At 66.3% G+C, this 17,567-nt stretch carries 16 protein-coding genes; 4 read left to right on the top strand and 12 right to left on the bottom strand.

The features are described from left to right. Window positions 1-15 precede the first annotated feature (15 nt). Window positions 16-312 carry a c-type cytochrome gene (locus ACZ75I_RS05230; protein ID WP_005415640.1) on the top strand — a complete coding sequence of 99 codons (297 nt, stop codon included), beginning with the start codon at window positions 16-18 and terminating at the stop codon, window positions 310-312. Between the two features lie 10 nt (window positions 313-322). Here ACZ75I_RS05230 and ACZ75I_RS05225 read toward each other — a convergent pair whose 3' ends face one another. From ACZ75I_RS05225 to ACZ75I_RS05200, 6 genes are all read right to left on the bottom strand, one after another. Then, window positions 323-1,081: a 3-keto-disaccharide hydrolase gene (locus ACZ75I_RS05225; protein WP_472958781.1), complete on the bottom strand. Its 759-nt coding sequence runs from the start codon at window positions 1,079-1,081 to the stop codon at window positions 323-325. Then, entirely contained in the window at window positions 1,081-1,656 is a 576-nt protein-coding gene (locus tag ACZ75I_RS05220) for a gluconate 2-dehydrogenase subunit 3 family protein (protein WP_134969200.1), read from the bottom strand. The genes ACZ75I_RS05225 and ACZ75I_RS05220 overlap by 1 nt, the downstream gene beginning before the upstream one ends. Further along, window positions 1,656-3,341: a GMC family oxidoreductase gene (locus ACZ75I_RS05215; RefSeq protein WP_346477078.1), complete on the bottom strand. Its 1,686-nt coding sequence runs from the start codon at window positions 3,339-3,341 to the stop codon at window positions 1,656-1,658. The genes ACZ75I_RS05220 and ACZ75I_RS05215 overlap by 1 nt, the downstream gene beginning before the upstream one ends. A 27-nt stretch (window positions 3,342-3,368) precedes the next feature. Then, window positions 3,369-4,265, bottom strand: a complete 897-nt coding sequence (locus ACZ75I_RS05210) for a hydroxypyruvate isomerase family protein (protein WP_346477089.1) — start codon at window positions 4,263-4,265, stop codon at window positions 3,369-3,371. A 210-nt stretch (window positions 4,266-4,475) separates the two neighbouring features. Then, window positions 4,476-5,258, bottom strand: a complete 783-nt coding sequence (locus ACZ75I_RS05205) for an SDR family oxidoreductase (RefSeq protein ID WP_061479191.1) — start codon at window positions 5,256-5,258, stop codon at window positions 4,476-4,478. Continuing rightward, window positions 5,255-5,581: a nuclear transport factor 2 family protein gene (locus tag ACZ75I_RS05200; protein WP_346477077.1), complete on the bottom strand. Its 327-nt coding sequence runs from the start codon at window positions 5,579-5,581 to the stop codon at window positions 5,255-5,257. The genes ACZ75I_RS05205 and ACZ75I_RS05200 overlap by 4 nt, the downstream gene beginning before the upstream one ends. A gap of 98 nt (window positions 5,582-5,679) precedes the next feature. Here ACZ75I_RS05200 and ACZ75I_RS05195 point away from each other — a divergent pair, with 98 nt between their 5' ends. Continuing rightward, complete coding sequence (locus ACZ75I_RS05195) at window positions 5,680-6,591, top strand: LysR family transcriptional regulator (protein WP_180869022.1); 912 nt, start codon at window positions 5,680-5,682, stop codon at window positions 6,589-6,591. 123 nt (window positions 6,592-6,714) lie between these two features. Here the strand turns inward: ACZ75I_RS05195 and ACZ75I_RS05190 are convergent, their stop codons facing one another. Then, entirely contained in the window at window positions 6,715-7,287 is a 573-nt protein-coding gene (locus tag ACZ75I_RS05190; RefSeq protein WP_043034165.1) for a single-stranded DNA-binding protein, read from the bottom strand. Between the two features lie 291 nt (window positions 7,288-7,578). Between ACZ75I_RS05190 and ACZ75I_RS05185 the strand changes: the two genes are divergently transcribed. Then, on the top strand, window positions 7,579-8,610 hold the full coding sequence (locus ACZ75I_RS05185) for a LacI family DNA-binding transcriptional regulator (protein WP_180869024.1): 1,032 nt from the start codon (window positions 7,579-7,581) through the stop codon (window positions 8,608-8,610). A gap of 105 nt (window positions 8,611-8,715) precedes the next feature. Here ACZ75I_RS05185 and ACZ75I_RS05180 read toward each other — a convergent pair whose 3' ends face one another. From ACZ75I_RS05180 to ACZ75I_RS05160, 5 genes are all read right to left on the bottom strand, one after another. Continuing rightward, window positions 8,716-9,033, bottom strand: a complete 318-nt coding sequence (locus tag ACZ75I_RS05180) for a hypothetical protein (RefSeq protein ID WP_180869026.1) — start codon at window positions 9,031-9,033, stop codon at window positions 8,716-8,718. Between the two features lie 141 nt (window positions 9,034-9,174). After that, window positions 9,175-9,561 (bottom strand): SseB family protein, encoded by a 387-nt coding sequence (locus ACZ75I_RS05175; RefSeq protein WP_180869028.1) that lies wholly within the window; start codon window positions 9,559-9,561, stop codon window positions 9,175-9,177. A gap of 127 nt (window positions 9,562-9,688) precedes the next feature. Next, on the bottom strand, window positions 9,689-11,404 hold the full coding sequence (locus ACZ75I_RS05170) for an alpha-amylase family glycosyl hydrolase (protein WP_346477076.1): 1,716 nt from the start codon (window positions 11,402-11,404) through the stop codon (window positions 9,689-9,691). Next, a complete protein-coding gene (locus ACZ75I_RS05165; protein WP_346477075.1) occupies window positions 11,404-12,891 on the bottom strand; it encodes an MFS transporter in 1,488 nt (495 codons plus the stop codon). Before ACZ75I_RS05165 ends, ACZ75I_RS05170 begins: the two co-directional genes overlap by 1 nt. Further along, on the bottom strand, window positions 12,888-15,086 hold the full coding sequence (locus ACZ75I_RS05160) for a glucosidase family protein (protein ID WP_346477074.1): 2,199 nt from the start codon (window positions 15,084-15,086) through the stop codon (window positions 12,888-12,890). The genes ACZ75I_RS05165 and ACZ75I_RS05160 overlap by 4 nt, the downstream gene beginning before the upstream one ends. 237 nt (window positions 15,087-15,323) lie before the next feature. Between ACZ75I_RS05160 and ACZ75I_RS05155 the strand changes: the two genes are divergently transcribed. Then, complete coding sequence (locus ACZ75I_RS05155; RefSeq protein ID WP_472958780.1) at window positions 15,324-17,378, top strand: glycoside hydrolase family 97 protein; 2,055 nt, start codon at window positions 15,324-15,326, stop codon at window positions 17,376-17,378. Window positions 17,379-17,567: the final 189 nt, after the last annotated feature.

The following is a 17,567-nucleotide window of genomic DNA, read 5'->3' as shown; positions in this document are numbered from 1 at the left end:
ATCAAGGAGCCCCACATGAAAATGATCCTGGCAGTGGCCGTGGCCCTGGGCGGCATGAACGTTGCGACGGCAGCGTGGGCCAAGGACGACCCGGCCGCGGGTGCGAAACTCTACGCCCAGCACTGCACCGCCTGCCACGGTGCTGAACGCACCGGTGTACCGCCGACGTTCCCGGCGCTCACCGATGTCGGCAAGCGGCTGCAGCCCGCCCAGGTCAAGGACAGGATCAGGAAGGGCGGCGGCCTGATGCCCCCCTTCCCGCAGCTGTCACAGCAGGAGATCGATGACATCGCCAGCTACCTGGCGAAGTAGCGGGTGGGCGCTACAGCTCGCGCACCCAGATGTTGCGGTAGCTGACCTTGGAGTCATGTTCCTGCAGATACAGCGGCGCGCACCCATGCGGTGCGTACGAAGGCGCACCGATGTATTCGGTCCTGCCCGCCAGCACGGTGTCGTCCTGTACCAGCACCCCGTTGTGCAGCACGGTGATCCGTGCGGGCGACGTCAGGCCGCCGCCCGGCGAGAAGCGCGGGGCCTTCCAGAGGATGTCGTAGACCTGCCACTGGCCCGGTGCGCGCGAGGCGTTCACCCGTGGCATGGCCTGCTTGTAGATCGAACCCGCCTGGCCATTGGCGTAGGTCGGGTTGTGGTAGCTGTCGAGTACCTGCAACTCATAGAGTCCCTGCAGGAAGATCCCGCTGTTGCCCCGGTTCTGGCCGTCGAAGCCCTTCGTTTCGCTGGGCGTACGCCATTCGACATGCAGCTGGACATCGCAGAAGGGTTGCCGGGTACGGATGCCCTTGCTGCCCGGAACAACCGTCATGGCGCCTCCGGCAACCTTCCAGGGCACGCGGCCACCCTGCTCCGATTCCCACGCGGAGAGATCCTTGCCATCGAACAGCACGATCGCATCGGATGGTGCCTTGCCGGGTGGCGTTGCCACGGTCGCGGGCACAGGGGTCCACACTTCCGTCTTCTTCGGGTCACGCACAGCGTCGGCACTGTCCTGTGCGAACGCAGATGCAGCGGCCAGCAGGCCGGCGGTGATCAACGCAGGGCGGATCATCAGGTTGGTGTCCATCAGCTGGTCCCCCAGGCAGGTGTGCCGGGGACATAGGCGAGGTCACCGTCGTAGCGCCCCGGCACGGCGACGTACTGCAGCACCCCGGTCGCACCGACCTTGGAGGTGAAGAAGCCGAAGATGGCCAGCTGCTTGATCATCGTGAAGTAATGCGGCATGGCTTCGCCCTCTTCGGGCGTTCCGGTCTCGGTCACGTCTGCATTGCGCGCCTTGGCTTCGGCATCCAGTGTACGCAGCAATCCGGTGCGCGCCTCCGGCGTGAGCGACACGAAGCGGCCACCGGCGCGCTTGTCGATGTCCGCCAGCCCGGCGCGGAACACCGCCTGCTGCCTGGCGGTGTAGCAGTCGCTGACGAACGTCGCCATGAACGCACCGGCGCCCGCGTCCTTCGCCCCGGGTGTCCGGGTCCGCGGCAGGATGGTCTCGGCAATCTCGTCCAGCGTGCCGATATCGGCATCGGAGAACGGAACCATCGCCCCGGCCGCTGGCGCTTTGCCTTGCACCAGCGCAGGCAGGCCGACCATGGCCGCACCGGTGGCGGCGACGATCATCTTCAGCAGTTCGCGGCGATCCATCACAGGTTCCCCGCTTTCAGTTCGCGTACCGCGTGGTCGGCCGCGCGCGCGGTCAGCGCCATGTAGGTCAGCGACGGATTCACGCAGGCGCTGGAGGTCATGCAGGCACCGTCGGTGACGTACACATTGGGGGCATCCCAGACCTGGTTGTGCGCGTTCAATACCGAGCTCTTCCGGTCCCGTCCCATACGCGCAGTCCCCATCTCATGGATGCCCTTGCCCGGGGCGTAGTCGTTGTCGTGCATCTTCACGTCCTTGACCCCGGCCGCCTCCAGCATCTCGGCAGCGTCCGCGGCCATGTCCTTGCGCATCGCCAGTTCGTTGGCGCGCATGGACACGTCCATCGCCAGCACCGGCAGCCCCCACTTGTCCTTGCGCTCGCGGTCCAGGCGGATCGTGTTGTCGTGGTGCGGCAGCATCTCACCGAACCCGGTCATGCCGATGCGCCAGTCACCGGGCACGGTCAGCGCTTCCTTCAGGTCGGCACCGATGTTCAGCTCGGCGATCTCGCGCGACCAGCCGGTGCGGCTGGCACCGCCCTGGTAGCCGAATCCGCGCAGGTAGCCACGCTTGTCGGCGGCGACATTGCGGAACCGCGGAATGTAGAAGCCGCAGGGACGGCGGCCGAAGTAGTACTTGTCTTCGTAGCCCTCGACCCGGCCCGAGGCGCCCGCACCGAAATGATGGTCCATCACGTTGTGCCCCAGCTCGCCCGACGAAGAACCCAGCCCCCCCTCCCAGACATCGGTGGCCGAGTTCATCAGCAGCCAGGTCGAGTTGAAGGACGATGCGTTGAGGAAGATGACCTTGGCCGTGTACTGGTAGGTCTGCCCGGTCTCGGCGTCGATCACCTCCACGCCACGCGCGCGCTTGCGATCCTTGTCGTAGAGCACTTCCTTGACGATCGAGAACGGCCGCAGGGTCAGGTTGCCGGTCTTCATCGCCGCCGGCAGTGTCGCCGCCTGGGTCGAGAAATAGGCACCGAAGGGACAGCCAAGGACGCACTTGTTGCGGTACTGGCAATTGACGCGCCCCTGCTCGGGCATCGGCTGGGTGATGTTGGCAGTGCGCGAGTGGATCATGTGCCGGGTGCCGCCAAAGGCCTTCTTGATCCGCGCGGCCACGTCCTTCTCGACGATGTTCAACGGGATCGGCGGCAGGAACTCACCATCCGGCAGCACGTCCAGTCCCTCGCGCGTGCCGGCGATGCCGGCGAACTTTTCCACATGGTCGTACCACGGCGCGATGTCGGCATAGCGGATCGGCCAATCGGTGGCGATGCCCTCCTTGAGGTTCGCCTCGAAATCCAGGTCGGAGAAGCGGTAGCTCTGACGGCCCCACAACAGCGAACGGCCACCGACGTGGTAGCCGCGGAACCAGTCGAAACGCTTGGTTTCGATGTAGGGTGAGTCCTGCTCGTTGGCCCACATTCCTTCCAGGTTCTCGGCGAGGCCGTAGTCGCGCATCAGCACCGGAAAAGCGGCCTTCATCGCCTGCGTCGGCCGGTTGCGATGCGGGAAGTCCCACGCTTCCTTCATCGCATTGACGTAGTCCTTGACGTGCTCGATGTTGCGCCCGCGTTCCAGCATCAGGACCTTCAGGCCCTTCTCGGTCAGCTCCTTCGCTGCCCAGCCGCCACTGATTCCCGAGCCAACAACAATGGCGTCGTAGTGATTATCTGCCATGGGTCTCTCACCTGGGTGGATATCGTTTCAGACGTCGCAGAGGCGGATCGCCTCGCGCAATGAAGCAACGGGATCGGGCGCGGCAGGCATGAACTCCTGCGCCAGATACCCCTTGAAACCGGTGTCGCGGATCGCGCGGCAGATGGCCGGATAGTTGAGCTCCTGCTGGTCTCCGATCTCGTTCCGGCCGGGCACGCCTGCGGTGTGGTAGTGCTTGAAACAGGCATGGTGTTTTCCGATGGTGGCGATGATGTCGCCCTCCATGATCTGCATGTGGTAGATGTCGTAGAGCAGGCCGAAATTGTCCGAGCCGAGCCGCTGGCACAGCTCCACGCCCCATGCGGAGTGGTCGCACAGGTAGTCGCGATGGTCGACCCTGGAGTTCAGCAGTTCCATCACCAGCACGACGCCGCGCTTCTCGGCATGCCCGAGGATGCGCTTGAGGCCGGCTTCGGCATTGGCCAAGCCGTCGTGGGGGTCCATGCCATCGCGGTTGCCGGAGAAGCAGATGAGATTTCGGTAACCGGCATCGGCCACCAGATCGATGTGCCGCGTGTAGCGCTCTACCAGCTGGTCATGGAACTCGCGGCCGGCGAAACCCTTGGTCAGGCCCAGCTCCGCGCCATTGCACATCGAGCTGTACACGCCATGGGCCTTCAGCGTGGGCCAGTCTTCGGGACCGACCAGGTCGATCGCGGCGAAACCGATGTCCTTCACCGTCGCGCAGAGCTGGGCAACCGACAGCTGCGGGAAGGTCCAACGGGCGACGGCCTGCTTCAGGTTTCCTTTGAGGCGGGCATCGGCGGCGAATGCAGGGAGCACACCTGCAGCCCCCAGGCCAATGCCGCCGGCAACCGCAAGGCGTAGCGCGTCGCGTCGCGTGATGCCCATCGCCGGGGCCGGTCTGATCGAATGGATGGACATCCACCTGCCGGCCTCCCAACCGACATCAAACACTGAGGATTCACTGCAATGCAATCGATTGCACCATAGGGGAGGAATTTGTGTGTTTGCAAGTCGCAGTGCACGAAAATCAATGCTGCGAGGCACAACTCCGCAGCCGACCTGGAAAACAAAAGCCCCGCGTGAGCGGGGCTTTCCTTCTGGCGGTGGGAGCAGGACGACGCCTGTTGGCTACAGCGTCGAAATCGTGCCGCCGTCGATCCGATACTCCGTTCCAGCAATCGACGCCGACCGGGGAGACGCCAGGAACACAATCAGATCGGCCACCTCCTGCGGTGCCGCGGGCCGTCCCACCGGGATCCCGCCGAGCCAGTCCATGACCAGCCTCTTGCCACCTTCATAATCGGTTCCCGCTTCTGCCGCGATCCGCTCTGCAAATTCCCGGGATGCTTCTGTCTCGATCCAGCCCGGCGCTACGCTCAACACCCGCACGCCCTTGGGGGTGACCTCTCGTGAAAGCGACTTGCTGTAGGTCGTGAGTGCCGCTTTGGCGGCGGCATACGCGGTGGTGGACTCCGGCAGAGGCAGCATGCGCTGGATCGAACTGACGTGGATGATCACGCCAGCGCGCTGCGCGAGCATGGATGGCAGCAAGGCACGATCCAGACGGACCGCCGGCATCAGATTCAGGTTCAGCTCGGCAAGCCAGTGCGCATCACTGATCGCTGCGAAGCCGCCGCCAGGTGTCTTTGATCCCCCCAGCACATTGACCAGGATGTCTGCGCCGCCCCATGCCTGCAGCACGGCGTGGGCGAAAATGCCGGTGCCCTCGGCCGTCGACAGATCGGCGGCTACGTAGGCGACTCCTTCCACCGGGCGTGCCGGCAGGCTGCGCGCCGACGTCATCACCCTGGCCCCGGCCTCGGCGAGGGTCCTGACCACGGCCGCCCCCACACCGGCCGTGCCGCCAGTCACCACGGCCCGCAGGCCACCGAGTTGAAGATCGAAGCTCATGCGGTGATCTCCAGCGATGCGATCAGGCCCCGTTCCAGTTCGAAACGGTAGCTCAGCAGAATCGGACTGCCGGGGAAGTTGCCGCTCACGATGGCACGGACAACCTGGTGTTTCCCCTGCCGTTCGATGGCGCTCGGCACGCTGGTGGCGCTGTATTTGGCCGATGCCTCGGCCAGGAAGGCTTTGATGGCGTCGACGCCGACGAGGGTGTGCCCGTCGTCCTTCAGCACAGCCTGGGCGGCAAAACAACGCGCCAGCACTTCGGGGTCATGATCGGCCGCGAAGTACGCGGCGATGGGTTCTGGGAGAGTCAACGCATTCATTCCTGGCTCCTGCAGTGGTGAGGCGCTCAGGATGTGCACGCAGGTCGGTTAAGTGAATGCCCTATAATCCGAATGGGTTATGTCAAGAATCTTACATAATGCGCGGATCCGAGTTCGCTGAACTGAAGGCCTTCGTGGCGGTAGTGGAACGTCAGAGCTTCGCGCGGGCGGCGGAACATCTGGGGGTATCGCCCTCGGCCCTGAGCCAGACCATCCGTCAACTGGAAGGCCGTCTCGGCACCCGCCTTCTGAATCGCACAACACGAAGCGTGGCACCCTCGGCAAGTGGCGGACGACTGTACGCGCGCATCGCGCCGCTGTTCCAGGAGTTGGCGGTAGCGGTCGCTGAAACCAGCGAAGCGAGCGGACGGATCAACGGGACCCTGCGAATCAATACGCCGGGCATCGCCGCGAGAACACTGATTGCCCCGAGGCTTGCCCGCTTCCACCAGGCCTACCCTGATGTCGTTGTCGACATCGTGGTCGACGACGCGCTCAGCGACATCGTCAGTGGCCGGTTTGATGCGGGCATCCGCGTGGGTGGTCAGCTCGAGAAGGACATGGTGGCCATCCGCCTCACCCCGGACCTGAACATGGTGGCCGTGGCGTCACCAGATTACCTGGCACGCCGTGGAACACCGCGATCTCCGGCGGAACTACAGGACCATGCCTGCATCAACTGGCGGCTGCAGAGTGACGGCAGGCAGTACCGATGGGAGTTCAAGAAGCGAGGCCGCCACCTGGAGGTCGCCGTGGACGGGCCTGTCGTCACCAATCACGCTGACGTCGGGATTGCAGCGGCACTGGCCGGCCTTGGAATCGCCTATCACTTCGAGCAGGATCGCGTGGGGGAACTGCTGGCCCAGGGATTGCTGGTGCGGGTACTGGCGGATTGGTCGGTCTCGCGCCCCGGGCTTTTTCTTTACTACCCGAACAGGCGGCATCGCCCCGCCCTGCTGGGTGCATTCATTGATTGCCTGCTGGACCAGGGCGTGTTCGGTAATCGGTGACAACATCGAGGAACATCCGCATCGGCCGCCGCCGGACAACAGGATCCCGGCAGTGCCTCAAGAACGACAAGGGCCCCAGGCAGGCATGCCAGGAGCCCTTGTCGGGATGCACCGAAGATGCGCTTAGAACGGAATATCGTCGTCAGCGAAGTCGTCCATCGGCGGCGCCTGCTGCGGCTGCGGACGCTGGTTGCCTCCCTGGTTGCCGTAACCGCCGCCCTGGTTGCCGCCCTGGTTGCCATAGCCACCGCCCTGGCCACCACGCTGGCCGCCGCCACCGCCGCCGTACTCCTGGCGCGGCGCCTGCTGGCGCTGCGGACGATCGCCGCCGTAGTTGCCGCCACCGCCGCCGCCGCCTTCACCGCGGCCGCCCAGCATCTGCATTTCATCGGCGATGATATCGGTGGAGTACTTCTCCACGCCGTCCTGGCCGGTGTACTTGTCGTAACGCAGGCTGCCTTCGACGTAGACCGAGCTGCCCTTGCGCAGGTACTCGCCGGCGATCTCGCCGAGCTTGCCGAAGAACACCACGCGGTGCCATTCGGTGCGCTCCTGCTGGTTGCCATCCTTGTCCTTGCGGACGCTGGTGGTGGCCAGGCTGATGCGGGTGATCGCCATGCCGCCCTGGGTGTACTTCACGTCCGGGTCGTTGCCGAGATTGCCGACCAGGATGACTTTGTTGATGCCGCGCGCCATAGGTACCTTCGTCCGTTGTCCAGGGGCAGACCTCCAGTGATAGCACAGCCCCGGGCGGGGTGCAGTACGCTGGGCCGCCCCTGGTGAAATTTGGGGGAATGCGAGAACGACGCATCTTACCATTGCCGCCGCCGTCCGCCCGGTCAGGAGACCCCGACCGCCCCGAAGGATCAGGCTGATTTCCTTGTCCGGCAATGACTTACCTTCGCCCCGACCGACGTTCAGAGGGGCATTCGCGTCGGCGCATGGCATCATGCCCGGGCACCTTCCATCTGCCCGCTCCGCCCGCCCATGACGATCAAAGGCAAAGCCACCTCCCTCGACATCGCCCACCTGGCCGGGGTCTCCCAGCCGACCGTGTCGCGGGCCCTGCGCGGCAGCCCGATGGTCAACGCCGAGACCCGCGAGCGCATCCTGCGCATCGCCCGCGAGCTGAACTACAAGGTCGACAAGAACGCCTCCAGCCTGCGCCTGCGCAATGCCGGCACGCTGGCCCTGCTGTTCTTCGAGGACCCGACCAACGACGACTCGTTGATCAACCCGTTCTTCCATTCGATGCTGGGCTCGATCACCCGCGCCTGCGCCCTGCACGGGCAGGACCTGCTGGTGTCGTTCCAGCAGCTGTCCACCGACTGGCAGGCCGATTACGAAGACAGCAACAAGGCCGACGGCATCATCCTGCTCGGCTACGGCGACTACCACGAATCGCGCGACCGCCTGCAGCGGCTGGTCGAACAGGGCACGCACTTCGTGCGCTGGGGCGCCGCCCTGCCTGGCCAGCCCGGTGTCTCGATCGGCAGCGACAACTTCCAGGGCGGGCATGACATCACCACCCATCTGCTGCTGCAGGGCTGCAGCCGCATCGCCTTCCTCGGCCATGCCTCCAGCCATTACCCCGAATTCCAGGAGCGCTACCGCGGTCATGTCGCGGCGCTGCAGGACCACGGCCTGGCCGCCGAACCGGCGCTGCAGCACGATGCGATCACCACCGAAGCCTCCGGCCAGGAGGCCTGCCAGGCCCTGCTGGCGCGCGGCGAGCCGATCGATGCGATCTGCGCCGCCAGCGACCTGATCGCCATCGGTGCGATGCGCGCCCTGCGCGAGGCCGGGCTGCGGGTACCGCAGGACGTGGCGGTGACCGGCTTCGACGATATCCCGCTGGCCGCTTCGGTATCCCCGGCGCTGACCACGGTGCAGCAGGACACCAAGCAGGCCGGCCAGCTGCTGGTGGAGCGCCTGCTGACGCTGATCGGCCGGCAGCCGGTGGAGAGCCAGAGCATCCCGGTGAAGCTGGTGGTGCGGGAATCGTCCCTGCGCGGCTAAGCGCCGCAGGGTGCGGTCGCCCTTTGCCTCGCCCTTGTTGGGTGGCCTGATCTTGCCGTAGTGCCGAGCCATGCTCGGCCAACAGCCCACGCCAGCCGCGCAGGTTCAGCGCACCCCGGCCTTCGGCCCCAGCAACGCCAACAGCACATAGACCACGATCGAAGCGACGGTACCGAGCACCGCCGGCAATCCGAATGCCCACGCCGAACGACCCTGCTCGCGTGCCCACTGGGCCAGATGCCAGGCCGAACCCAGGTTGATCAGCCAGGCAATGGCGAAGGCCGGCCACTGCACCATGCCCACCGCGCGCAGCAGGGGCACGGACACCAGCGCGGCAACGATGGCTGCGATCAGGAAGATCAGTGCGGAGCGGGAATGGCGTGATCGTGCCGGTGAGCCGACAGGTAATTCCTTCAATTCCACAGCAGAGCCTCGATCCTGGTGTTATCCAAAAGGAACCACGTACTGCACCCGAAGGGAAGCGTTCTGTAGGGTCGGGCTGTGCTCGACTGATCCGGCATGGCGCGAACGGCAGCCGAGCATGGGCTCGGCTCTACATGACAATCAACCCTGGGCGAAGTCCTTCAGGATCTCGCCGACGCCGCTGGGCGAGATCTCGAAGCCCAGCGGGGTGCCGGGGTTGATCACCACGCCGTAGCCGCCGGGCACGCGGCGCAGCACGTCCAGCATCAGCCAGCGGATCTGGTGTTCGGCCTGCTGGCTGTAGATGCCCACCCGCGATGGATCGGTGAACACGGCCACGTGCAGCGTGCCCTGCTTGTCGAACAGCAGCGGGTCGAAACCGCTGCCATCGGGGGTCACCAGGCTGCCGGTCTGCAGCACCACCTCGGAGGCGACGAAGGCTTCCATGAAGGCGCGGATCGGCACCGCCCCGTCCATCGCCGCCTTCAGCAGGGTTTCGATCGGAGTCTGCGGTGCGGGGTCGGTCATGGCGATACGGCGGGGAGATAGGGGCTCCTATTGTAGAGCCGAGCCCACGCTCGGCTGCCCCTATCTGCGCGCCTCAGAGGCGCAGCCGAGCATTGGCTCGGCTCTACAGCCGCCTGGCCCAGGCCGATCAACGCCCCAGACGCACGTCCCGCGCTTTCTGGTCGGCCATCGCCTTGTCCAGTTCGGCCTGCAGTGCCGGCTGCTGCACGGGCGCATCCAGCACGTAAACCTTCACCCCATGCGCCGGCACGTCGGTCTTCAGCTGCCGCTCGACCTTCACCGTGCCGCCATCCAGCGCGTCACGCCACGTGCCGGCCTGCAGGTAGCGATCCACCTCGAAGGTGCGCGCCACATCGCCCTTGTTCAGCAGCACCAGCGCCGTCTGCGTCACGTCACCGTGCTGCAGCACGCGGAAGAACACGGCCTCATCGCCCTGCAGCCGCTCGTTCACCTGCAAGCCACGCTGCAGTGCCGGGGTCGCTTCACGCAGTTTGGCGATACGCTGCAGCGGCGCGAAGATCGGGCTCTGCGGCGCAGCGTCCACACGCGGCTGGCCGAAGTAGGCACGGTTGCCTGCGTGCTCGGCGCGGCCACGCATGAAGCCGGTCTCCGAGCCGTAATAGACCACCGGAATGCCGCGTGCGGTGAACAGCCAGTTGTGCGCGTCGATGAAGCCGTTGTCGCTGGCCTGCAGGCGCGGCATGTCGTGGTTGTCGTAGAAGCTCATCAGCTCGTACGGATTGGCATACGGGCCGCCGCTCAGGTGCAGCGGCTCGGCCAGGGTCTCGAAGCCCTTGCCGGCGGTGCCGAAGGTCTGCTCCAGAGCACCGCGCAACGGGAAGTCGAGCACGCTGACATTGGCGTTGGCCGGCCAGGTGTGCTCGGCAATGGTCGCCGCGTTGTAGTCGAAGGCTTCGCCGAACATGAACATGCCCGGGTGCTCGGCGCGGATGCGCTTGACGAATTCATGCCACCACGGGTGCGGCAGCCAGCCGATGGTGTCGATGCGCAGTGCGTCCACGCCCTGCGCGGTCCACTGCAGGTAAGCGCCGACCAGGTAATCCATCACCGCCGGATTGTCCTGATTGAAGTCGGACAGCTCGGCCAGGTTGCCGTCGAAGATCGAGCCGTCCTTGCTGTCGACCGGACCGATGTTGTTGTAGAACGCGTGCAGCGGGTTGTGCTTCGGGTCCAGCTTCTGCGGCGGCAGGTTCTGGTGGTCGGCGATCAACTTTCCATCCTTGTCGAAGATCTGACCGAACTGCGGTTGCCGTGTCGGCATGGTCCAGGCCGGCGAACCGTGGTTGCCGACGATGTCCAGCACCACCTTCAGGCCGGCACCGTGCAGGCCCTTGGTCAGTCCGGCGAAGTCCAGGTCCCTGCTGGGCAGGTGCTCATCGAGTCTGTAGAAGTTGATGCCCCAGTAGCCGTGGTAGCCGGTCTTGCCGCGGTCGGTCAGCGTGCTGGTGCAGCTGATCGGCTTGCTGCCGGTGAAAGCTTGGTCGGGGTTGTCGATGATCGGCGTGATCCACACCGCGCCGAACCCCAGGTTGCGGATGTACTGCGCATTGTCGAGCACGCCACGGAAGTCGCCGCCGAGGTAGCCGATGTTGCCGTCCACCTTGTCCGGGCATGGCACCGGGATGTCGAAGGTGCGGTGCGCGCCGCCCTGGCCGCGATGATCGTTGGATGGATCACCGTTGACGAAGCGGTCAGTGACCACGAAGTACACCGCATCGCTGGCGAACGGTTCGGTGGTGCCGACGTAGTCCGGGCGCGGCGTGGCCACGGCCTGGCCGGCGAACAGGGCAAGGGAAACGGCAACCGCCAGTACACCACGCATCACACCACCTCCGGACGGGACGGAACCCGCAGCACGCACAAGCCGGCGACGAACAGGCTGCAGCCGCCCAGCACCAGCACATGCATCGGCTGGCCACCCAGCCATGCGCGCAGGGCAAAGCCGAGCGCACTGGCCGCCACCAGCTGCGGGATCACGATGAAGAAATTGAAGATGCCCATGTACACGCCCATCTTCGACGCAGGCACGCTGTCGGACAGCAGTGCATACGGCAACGACAGGATCGATGCCCAGGCAAAGCCGACACCCACCATCGACAGCAGCAGCCAGTGCGGGTCGCGGATGAACATCAGCGAGACCAGGCCGGCAGCGCCCAGCCACAGGTTGACCAGGTGGCTCCAGCGCAGGCCGATCGCACGCACCATCGGCGGAATCAGCACCGCCGCCAGCGCAGCGAAGCCGTTGTAGGCGCCAAACAGCACGCCCACCCAGTTGGCACCTTCGTTGTAGGCCACCGACTGTGGATCGGTCGAACCGAAGTGGGTACCGGCCACCGCAGCAGTGGTGTAGATCCACATGGCGAAAAGCGCGAACCATGAGAAGAACTGCACCCACGCCAGGCGGCGCATGGTCAGTGGCATCGCGCGCAGGTCGCCGACGATGGCGGCCAGCATATGCGTGGCCGGCAACGCGCGCGCGGCCGCCAGCAGCAGGCCGTAGCTGGCGCACAGGCCTGCCAGCACGTACAGCATCCTGTCGCCTTGCCGCCAGGTGATCAGCAGCGCCAACAGCACACCCAGCCCTAGCCACAGGGCCACCCGCGTCCATGGCGCCGGGCCGTTGATCACCGCTCCCGCATGATGCGCCGGCGGCTCGGCATCATCGAAGGCAGCCAGCTCTGCTGGTGAATATTCGCGGGTGCTGACCACCGTCCACGTGATCGCCGCCAGCAGCACCGCCGCGCCGAAGTAGAACGCATAGCGCACGGTGTCCGGCACCTCACCGGCGGCGGCCGTATTGGCAACGCCGAAGTGGGCCAGGATGAACGGCAGGAAGCTGGCGACGATGGCGCCCACACCGATGAAGAAGCTCTGCATCGCATAGCCGGCCGGACGCTGGCGTGGCGCCAGCTGGTCGCCGACGAAGGCTCGGAACGGCTCCATCGATACGTTGATCGAGGCATCGAGCACCCACAGCGTGCCGGCCGCGATCCACAGCGTCGGCGAGTTCGGCATCACCAGCAGGGCCAGCGTGGTCAGCACCGCACCGATCATGAAGAACGGACGGCGCCGCCCCCAGCGCGTCCAGGTGCGATCGGACAGGTAACCGATCACCGGCTGCACCAGCAGGCCGGTCAGCGGCGCGGCGATCCACAGCCCCGGTACCGCGTCGATATCCGCGCCCAGCGTCTCGAAAATTCGGCTGGCGTTGGCATTCTGCAGGGCGAAGCCGAACTGGATGCCGAGAAAACCGAAACACATGTTCCAGATCTGCCAGAACGACAGCTGGGGTTTGGCGGGGCGATTCATCGCGCGCCCTCTACGGCCACGGGCGCCACCGTCAGCGCCTGCACCTGCGCCTGGTTGAGCACGCCGTCGCGCCCGCCCTTGCCCCCGGTGTAGTGCGCGAAGTGCTGCAGTGTGCTCATGTTGAAGCCCTCTTCAAGCGTGACCACGCATCGGCCCTTCGGCACCGGGAACGTCGCCGAGGTCGAGTCCTGCACGGCCACGCTGTGCGGCAGGGTGACGGTGTGCCGCTGCAACGGCTGGCCCGGGCACTGCAGCACCAGCTGCTTCACCGCGGCGGTCACGCCCGTGTTGATCGGCCCATTCGCGTTGCTGTACTGCAGGCGCAGGCGCACCTGCCCCGCCTTGGCCGAGGTGAACTGCCAGCGCTCGGCACCCTTCAATCGCTGCTGCGGACCGACGCAGACCATCGGACTGTGCAGCGATTCCAATGCGCCGTCGCGCCGGGTCAGGCTCAGGCAATGCTGCAGGCCATCGTCACCGATGCGTGCCAGGCCATTGCTGGCGGTGAGCGCCCGGCCGTCCTGCCACAGCACCTGGCCGGCAGCGACCTCGACATTCCAGCCCCTGCCCTCGCGTCGCGCCTGCGGTGCGGCCGGCGTGGCCGGCGCGCGCGCATTGGCATCGACCGTGCTGGCGGGCGACGTGCGCGACGGCGCGGCCACCAGCTGCACGGTGGTGGTGGCACCACGCGTCTTTACCTCGCCCGCCACCAGCAGGCCATCACCCACCTGCTTCGGCCGCTCCAGCACATAGCGCTTGCCATCGGCCTCCAGGGAGATGCGGCGCTGCCTGCCGAACAGTTCGGGGACCAGCGCGGCTGGCAGCTTGGGCTGCACGCGGCCATCGTCCTGCAGGCCGAACACGCCCTCGACCACCATCGACAGATACCCAGCCACCGACCACAGCTGGCGCTCCGAATTGACCACCGGCCCGCTGAGCGCACCTTCATCGACATGCACGGCCTGGCTGACCAGCTCGTAGTTCTCCATGTTGGAGCCGGCCAGCGCGGCACCCTGCATCAGCGAGCGGATCTCGGCGGCAATGCGCGGCGCATCGTCCAGCTGCCGCGCCGCACGCAGCGAGTAGGCACTGACGAACGGCCAGATTGCCCGGTTGTGATAGATCGGCTGTTGTGCTTCCTGCGGCCAGACCACCGGGCTGCCGGCCGGGCCCATCGGATACGCCGCCAGCGCACGCCGCGCGCGCTCGGGCGGCAGCACCTCGGCGAGGATGCCCAGCGAGAGGCCGAGCAGATCGACCTTGGCGTACGGCACCGGGTGCGCGGCTTCGCCGATGTAGCTCATGTACTGGCCGATATCCTCGCGCCAGAAGCGCGCATCGATCTGCTGGGCCAATGCATCGGCCCAGGCCTTGTAGTCGGCCGCGCGGGCATCGCCGCGCTGCCCGGCCAGGCGTTCGGCCAGGCGCAGTGCCTGGTAGTGCAGCACGTTGGTGGACAGTGCGTAGGAATCACCGATGAAACGCACATCCTCGCGGGTCCAGTCTGGATAGGTCTGCTCACGCCAGTCCAGGAAGGAGGTCTCGCCGCGGTACAGGCCCATCTGCGCGTCGAACACCATCGCGCGGTCCTGCGCCAGCGTGCCCTGCAGCGCCTGCCAGACCTGGTCGGCAAACGCGCGATCCTCCAGCAGGTGACGCGCGGCCAGGAACCACACCACGCGGTCGCTGCTGATCGGCCAGCTGCCGCCGGAGCCGGTGTCCTGCGCAACGAACAGGCCGGGCGTATGGCCATCGCGCGCCGCCGACAGCTTGAACTGCAGCGACTGCCGGGTGCGCTTCGGGTCCAGGCGTGCGAGCGCCAGATCGGCGGCAAAGCTGACATCGCGCGTCCACACATAGGGCCAGCGCGCGCCGGTCTGGAAGCACTCGCAGGGCACCGGCCGGCCTTCGTCGAAGGCGGGATCACGGATCGCATCCACGCGGTCCTGGTCCATCTCCTGCTGGGCCAGTGCGAACAGGGCATCGAACATCACGCTGCCGGTCTGGCTGCGCATCGGCATCGGCGCGATGCGCACCTCGCCGCGCCCTTCCGGTGTGCGCGCATGCAGCACGAAGCTGCCCTTGGCAGCGGCTTCGGCGCGCGCATGGCGGCCGTCGAATTGCAGGTCGGCCGCCTGCGCGGTCGTCCCCAGCGCTGCCCCCAGGGCAGCGGTCAGGCAAATGATCTTCAGCATCGAAGCGGCGGACCGGCTCGCGCCCGTCGGCCTCCCTCCCTCTCTGCACGCGTTGTAGGTCCGCACCGTCGTTGCCGGCGGGCGGGCGCGGCCCCTCCCTCAAGGTGCCCTGGCGCCATGGTAGACGCGGGGCTGTCGGCTGCGTCCAGCTGCATACGTATTCATGGCGTCGCGCGGTAGCGCACCCGCCGCGCTGGCTTATGGTCCGGGTCTGCCAACGGCGCCTTGGGAGGGGAATTGCCGATGTCACCCACTGCTGTACGCGCGGTATTCGCGCACATGCTGGGCCTGGCCCTGATCGGATGGGCCACGCTGGTACAGGCCGCGCCCCAGGTGGCCAGCGTCGAATCGCCGGGCAAGGTGTTGAAGGTCAGCCTGGTGCTGGACGGCGGCACGGCCCGCTACCGGGTCGAGCGCCTGGGCGACACTGTGGTGGAGGATTCGAAGCTCGGCTTCGCCCTGCGCGACGGTCGCCTGGACCGCGATTTCACCCTGCTGGGCCAGCAGCGGCGCAGCGTCGATGACACCTGGGAGCAGCCGTGGGGCGAACGCCGGCTCACCCGCAACCATTTCAACGAACTGACCGTGCAGCTGGCCGAAACCACCGGCAGCAAGCGCCGGCTGGATGTAGTGTTCCGCGTCTACGACGATGGCCTCGGCTTCCGCTACGTATTCCCCGAACAGCCGAATCTGCACGAGGCCATCATCGATGACGAGCTGACCGAGTTCGCCATCGCACAGGACTCCACCGCCTGGTGGATCCCCGCCGGCGAGCCGATCCACTACGAGTACCTGTACCAGCGCACCCCGCTGCGCGAAGTACCGCTGGTGCATACGCCGATGACCCTGCGCAGCCGCGATGGCCTGCATGTGGCCATTCACGAGGCCGCGCTGGTGGACTACGCCGGCATGTGGCTGCGCCGCAGCGAGGGGCAGCGCCTGCGCGCGCAGCTCTCGCCCTCGGCCGAAGGCTGGAAGGTGCGCCGCACCCTGCCCTTCGCCACGCCGTGGCGCACGCTGCAGATCGCCGACCGCGCCGGTGGCCTGGTCGAATCGGACCTGATCCTCAATCTCAACGAACCCAATGCGCTGGGTGATGTGAGCTGGGTGAAGCCGGCCAAGTACCTGGGCGTGTGGTGGTCGATGCACCTGGACAACGAGAGCTGGGCGACCGGGCCGAAGCATGCGGCTACCACCGCCAAGACGAAAAAAGTCATCGACTTCGCCGCGGCGCACGGCTTCCGCGGCGTGCTGGTGGAAGGCTGGAATCCGGGCTGGAACGGCATGTGGGTGGGCAATGGCTACGACTTTGATTTCACCCGCGCCACGCCCGATTTCGATATCGAATCGCTGTCGGCGTATGGCCTGAACAAGGGCGTGCACCTGATCGGTCACCACGAAACCGGCTGCGCCATCGAACATTACGAGGCCCAGCTGGGCGCCGCGCTGGACCTGTACGCACGGCTGGGCGTGGACCAGTTCAAGACCGGCTACGTCTGCGACGACGGCCAGGTCGACCGCCGCAATCCCACGGGGGGACCACTGTGGCGCGAGTGGCATGACGGGCAGTTCATGGCCCGCCACCATCTGAAGGTGGTGCAGGAAGCCGCGCGCCGGCACCTGTCGGTGAACCCGCATGAGCCGATCAAGGACACCGGCCTGCGCCGCACCTATCCCAACTGGATCTCGCGCGAAGGCGCTCGCGGCATGGAGTACAACGCCTGGGGCCAACCACCGAACCCGCCGGAGCACGAGGTCAACCTGGTGTTCACCCGCATGCTGGCCGGGCCGATGGACTACACCCCCGGCATCCTCAGCCTGAAGGGCCGCCACGGCCAGGCCATCCCCAGTACGTTGGCCCGCCAACTGGCGCTGTACGTGGTGCTGTACAGCCCGATCCAGATGGCCGCCGATCTGCCCGAACACTACCTGCAGCATCGCGAGGCGTTCCGTTTCATCGAGGACGTGGCGGTGGACTGGGAGCAGAGCCGCGTGCTCGATGGCGAAGTGGGTGACTACGTGACGATCGTGCGCCGCGACCGCAACAGCCGCGACTGGTTCCTCGGCAGCATCACCGATGAACACGGCCGCGTGCTGCCGGTGTCACTGGGCTTCCTGGAACCTGGCGTGCGCTACCGCGCCGAGATCTACCGCGATGGCGAGGGCGCGGATTTCCGCAGCAATCCATTCGCGTTCGTTCGCGAAACCCGCGAAGTGACCAGCGCCGATGCAGTGACGCTGGTGCTGGCACCCGGCGGTGGCCAGGCCATTCGCTTCACGCCGATCCGCTGAACGTTTTCCTGCATGCGCCCCCGTAGCGCCCGAGCCCACGCTCGGGCGGCGGTGCGTAGCACCGAAATGCAGCCGAGCATGGGCTCGGCTCTACAGAACGAGACACATGAAAGCGATTACATCCCTGCAGACGCCATTGAATACGTATGCAGGGTGATTCCCGCGAAGAACGCGCTGCCTACCATAGCG

It is taken from the genome of Stenotrophomonas sp. X (genome assembly GCF_055721025.1).
Note: the sequence above shows the minus strand (reverse complement) of the source record. Positions and strands in the feature narration are given on the sequence as shown.

Coding starts and splice junctions, on each gene's coding strand:
- ACZ75I_RS05230 (WP_005415640.1), top strand. CDS start 16: ATGAAAATGATCCTGGCAGTGGCCGTGGCCCTGGGCGGCATGAACGTT.
- ACZ75I_RS05225 (WP_472958781.1), bottom strand. CDS start 1,081: ATGGACACCAACCTGATGATCCGCCCTGCGTTGATCACCGCCGGCCTG.
- ACZ75I_RS05220 (WP_134969200.1), bottom strand. CDS start 1,656: ATGGATCGCCGCGAACTGCTGAAGATGATCGTCGCCGCCACCGGTGCG.
- ACZ75I_RS05215 (WP_346477078.1), bottom strand. CDS start 3,341: ATGGCAGATAATCACTACGACGCCATTGTTGTTGGCTCGGGAATCAGT.
- ACZ75I_RS05210 (WP_346477089.1), bottom strand. CDS start 4,265: ATGTCCATCCATTCGATCAGACCGGCCCCGGCGATGGGCATCACGCGA.
- ACZ75I_RS05205 (WP_061479191.1), bottom strand. CDS start 5,258: ATGAGCTTCGATCTTCAACTCGGTGGCCTGCGGGCCGTGGTGACTGGC.
- ACZ75I_RS05200 (WP_346477077.1), bottom strand. CDS start 5,581: ATGAATGCGTTGACTCTCCCAGAACCCATCGCCGCGTACTTCGCGGCC.
- ACZ75I_RS05195 (WP_180869022.1), top strand. CDS start 5,680: ATGCGCGGATCCGAGTTCGCTGAACTGAAGGCCTTCGTGGCGGTAGTG.
- ACZ75I_RS05190 (WP_043034165.1), bottom strand. CDS start 7,287: ATGGCGCGCGGCATCAACAAAGTCATCCTGGTCGGCAATCTCGGCAAC.
- ACZ75I_RS05185 (WP_180869024.1), top strand. CDS start 7,579: ATGACGATCAAAGGCAAAGCCACCTCCCTCGACATCGCCCACCTGGCC.
- ACZ75I_RS05175 (WP_180869028.1), bottom strand. CDS start 9,561: ATGACCGACCCCGCACCGCAGACTCCGATCGAAACCCTGCTGAAGGCG.
- ACZ75I_RS05170 (WP_346477076.1), bottom strand. CDS start 11,404: ATGCGTGGTGTACTGGCGGTTGCCGTTTCCCTTGCCCTGTTCGCCGGC.
- ACZ75I_RS05165 (WP_346477075.1), bottom strand. CDS start 12,891: ATGAATCGCCCCGCCAAACCCCAGCTGTCGTTCTGGCAGATCTGGAAC.
- ACZ75I_RS05160 (WP_346477074.1), bottom strand. CDS start 15,086: ATGCTGAAGATCATTTGCCTGACCGCTGCCCTGGGGGCAGCGCTGGGG.